General features: G+C 71.9%; 6 protein-coding genes. 1 reads left to right on the plus strand and 5 read right to left on the minus strand.

The window, feature by feature from the left end:
* Together CCN42_RS38375 and CCN42_RS38380 are read right to left on the minus strand one after the other, a co-directional pair.
* On the minus strand, positions 1–770 hold a 770-nt coding region (locus CCN42_RS38375), incomplete at its 3' end, for a DUF6397 family protein (protein ID WP_086741848.1).
* 125 nt (positions 771–895) lie between these two features.
* A complete protein-coding gene (locus CCN42_RS38380; RefSeq protein WP_086173451.1) occupies positions 896–1,309 on the minus strand; it encodes a roadblock/LC7 domain-containing protein in 414 nt (137 codons plus the stop codon).
* Between the two features lie 96 nt (positions 1,310–1,405).
* On the opposite strand from CCN42_RS38380, the gene CCN42_RS38385 reads away from it, so the two are divergent.
* Positions 1,406–1,834: a PPOX class F420-dependent oxidoreductase gene (locus tag CCN42_RS38385; RefSeq protein ID WP_086741849.1), complete on the plus strand. Its 429-nt coding sequence runs from the start codon at positions 1,406–1,408 to the stop codon at positions 1,832–1,834.
* A gap of 30 nt (positions 1,835–1,864) precedes the next feature.
* Here the strand turns inward: CCN42_RS38385 and CCN42_RS38390 are convergent, their stop codons facing one another.
* The 3 genes from CCN42_RS38390 to CCN42_RS38400 all read right to left on the minus strand — a co-directional run bounded on the left by CCN42_RS38390 (position 1,865) and on the right by CCN42_RS38400 (position 3,468).
* Entirely contained in the window at positions 1,865–2,470 is a 606-nt protein-coding gene (locus CCN42_RS38390; RefSeq protein WP_086741850.1) for a GTP-binding protein, read from the minus strand.
* 127 nt (positions 2,471–2,597) lie between these two features.
* Complete coding sequence (locus CCN42_RS38395) at positions 2,598–3,008, minus strand: DUF742 domain-containing protein (RefSeq protein ID WP_086741851.1); 411 nt, start codon at positions 3,006–3,008, stop codon at positions 2,598–2,600.
* Positions 3,009–3,030: 22 nt separating this feature from the next.
* Entirely contained in the window at positions 3,031–3,468 is a 438-nt protein-coding gene (locus CCN42_RS38400) for a roadblock/LC7 domain-containing protein (protein WP_086741852.1), read from the minus strand.
* Positions 3,469–3,483 lie beyond the last annotated feature (15 nt).

Here is a 3,483-nt window from a genome sequence, read left to right on the forward strand (position 1 = left end):
GCGGGCCGGTGCGCGCGGGCCTCTTCCAGGGCCCGGGTGAGATCGGCCCGCAGCCGGCCGATCTCGTCCGGATCGTCCGCCGTCGTGATCCTCTCGACGAGCTGGGCCGCCGGTGAGCCCGGGGCGCCCTGGCCGGGCGGATCGGGCCGGAACCGGTTCAGATGTGCGCGTTCGTAGGGGTCGTCGACCAGTTCCGCGATCCGGACCGGGTCGAGCAGGGCGGCCAGGGCGCCGGCCTTCTCCCACGGGTCGGCGGCGTGCCGCAGCAGGAATCCCAGATGGCGGCTCCGCCAGTTCCGGGGCCGTAGATCGAGCCCGGTGGCCAGCTGGCCTCGCAGTACCTCGGGCGCACGTCCTGTCAGCAGCGTGGCGTTCTTCTCGTCGGTGGCGAACTGCCGTACCTCGTCGGCGAGATAGAGCCAGACCACCGCGCGGTGCCGGTTGACCCAGAAGCGCACGGGGACCACCAGGCCCAGGCGCGCGAGTCGGGTGAACCTGGCCGGGGTCACGCCCATGACGGCGGCGGCCTCCCGTGTCCCCACCGTCCGCAGTCGGTCGCGGAGCGCCTCGGGGAAGCCCTCCGCGGCACGCAGCCGGTCGACCTCGTCGCGGGGCACGCGACGGCCTCCGCCCTCGTCGTCGGGTACCGTGCGGACGTGCCCCAGATGCACCGCTAGGTCGAACTCGCTGCGTTTGAGGCCCAGTTCGCGGGCGGCCCGGCTCGGCGCCCAGGTGAGGCGGTCCCGTGCCGTGATGGTGTCAGCTGACATGTCGGTCTCCCCCGTGGAGTCACACGCTCACGCTCTGTGCGTTCGCCGTGACACCAACGTAACCGGTCCCGCCGACAGCGCGCCGAGCCTGTGGATAACCCCGCGGGGGAAGAAGAACGCGCAGGTCAGAGGTCGGCGGCTGGGGCTCGGTCCGGGCGACGGGCGTCCACGCCGAGGTGTTCGCCGACCCGGTTGACGAGCAGCGTCATCTCGTAGCCGATCTGCCCGATGTCGGCCTCCGCGCCGCTGAGCACGCACAGGCAGCTGCCGCTGCCCGCCGCGGTGACGAACAGCACCGCGTCGTCGAACTCCACCATGGTCTGGCGGACGCTGCCCGCGCCGAAGTGCCGGCCCGACCCCTTGGCCAGGCTGTGCAACCCGGACGCGACAGCGGCCAGATGCTCCGCGTCCTCGCGCCGCAGGCCTGTGCTCGCGCCGGTCACCAGCCCGTCGTTCGACAGGACGAGCGCGTGGCGCACGTCCTCGACGCGTTCGGTCAAGTCGTCGAGCAGCCAGCCGAGTCCCTGGTTCTGTGCCATGTTCGATTCTCCCCGTGTGATGTCTCCCCCTGGCCGGAGGGGATCTCTCCGTCAGCCTTCCCCAGGACCGGCGCACGGGCAAGGAGGATGGGAGGCATGGCACAGAAGATGACCGACGCGCAGTGGCGGGAGTTCGTCTCGTCCGGTACCCGCACCGGAAAGCTGTCCACCGTCCGGTACGACGGGAGCCCGCACGTGACCCCCGTCCGGTTTCTGCTGGACGGCGACGAGGTGGTGTTCAACACCGGCAAGGACAGTGTGAAGCGGCGGAATCTGGCCCGTGACGGCCGGGTCGCCCTCCGTGTGGACGACGACCGGCCGCCCTATGCCTACGTGGTGCTGCGGGGCCGCGCCCAACTCGTGGAGGATCCGGTCGAGCTGCGGCACTGGGCGGCCCGGATCGGGACCCGGTGCATGGGCGAGGCCCGCGCCGAGGAGTTCGGGGCGCGCAACGGTGTGCCCGGCGAGCTCCTGGTGCGGGTCACCATCGGCAAGGTCCTCGCGGAGCAGGGCGTGGCCGGCTGACCCCCGGTCGGCGCGACCGGGGAGCACCGGTCAGCCGACGGAGTCGAGCAGCCGGGCGGTGTGCACCCGCCCGGCGTACTCGACGAGCCGGATCAGCACCTCCTTGCCGGAGTCGCGATCGCGGGCGTCGCACAGCACCACGGGAGTGCCCTGGTCGAGGTCGAGGGCGCGGCAGACGTCGTCGGCGCCGTAGGCACGGGCGCCCGCGAAGCAGTTGACGGCGACCACGAACGGGATGTGCCGGTGCTCGAAGTAGTCGACCGCCGGGAAGCAGTCCTCCAGCCGGCGGGTGTCGGCGAGGACCACGGCACCGAGCGCGCCTCGCGACAGCTCGTCCCACAGGAACCAGAACCGGTCCTGGCCGGGGGTGCCGAACAGGTACAGCGAGAGCCCCGACCGGATGGTGATCCGGCCGAAGTCCATGGCGACGGTCGTGGTGACCTTGTTGTCGACGCCGTCGGTGTCGTCCACCAGCTGCCCCGCCTCGCTCAGCAGTTCCTCGGTGCGTAGCGGGCGGATCTCGCTGACCGCGCCCACCAGGGTCGTCTTGCCCACGCCGAACCCGCCGGCGACCAGTATCTTCAGCGCCAGGGCCGTGCTGTCGCCGTCCAGGGCGTCGGTGTTCTCGGAGACCATCGATCACTTCTCTCGGGTGTGCCGGCAACGGTCGACGTCGGGTGGGGTGTGCATCATGACGACTTCGGTGTCTCTCCGCGGGTTCCGACCGCTCTTGTCCTTTGGAGGGCTGAGGGCGACCGGCCGTCTACAGGGCCCGCAATCCTTCGATCACCTCGCGCAGGATCCGTTCGTGGGGCAGTTGCGCGGGCGGTACCGGACGGCTGACGGTGACGCGGCCGGACTCCAGCAGATCACCGAGGAGCACCCGGACCACGCCGACGGGGAGGTCGGCGCCCGCGGCGAGTTCGGCGACCGACTGGGTCTCGGCACGGCACAGGTCGGCCAGGACGCGGTGTTCGGGTCCGAGCGCGCCGTCGTCAAGTCCGGCCGCGCCCGGGTCGAGCGTGACGAGGGCGATGAGGTCGAAACGGACCCCGGTGGGGCCGGATCTGGTGCGTCCGCCCGTCATGGCGTACGGACGCACCAGGGGGCCGGCCTCCCGGTCGTACCACTGGCTGCCCGGCTCGCGCGGGGCGCGGGTCCCGTCCTCGGTCATCGCGGCGCTCCGCCTTTCCGGCTCATCCGGCCGCGGACGGGCGCGCCGCCGCGCGTGGCGGCGTGTGCAGATGCTCACCGACCCGCTTGACCAGGCGGGCCATCTCGTACGCCACCAGGCCGATGTCAGCGGTCACGGCGGTGAGGACGGCGAGGCAGGAGCCGTCTCCCGCGGCGACGACGAACAGGAAGGCATCGTCCAGCTCCACCATGGTCTGGTGCACGCCACCGGCGCCGAAGTGCCGGCCCGCGCCTTTGGCGAGGCTGTGGAAGCCGGAGGCGACCGCGGCGAGGTGCTCGGCGTCCTCGCGGCCCAGGTCGTTCGAGGCGCCGACGGCGAGTCCGTCGTCGGAGAGCACCACGGCGTGCCGCACTTCGCGCACCCGCTGTACCAAGTCGTCCAGCAGCCAGTCGAGTTGGCCTGAACGCTGCGCGGCCGTCCTGCTCGGGTCCTGGATCATGCGGGGTCTCCTTCG

Source organism: Streptomyces glaucescens, assembly GCF_002154375.1.
Lineage (GTDB): Bacteria > Actinomycetota > Actinomycetes > Streptomycetales > Streptomycetaceae > Streptomyces > Streptomyces glaucescens.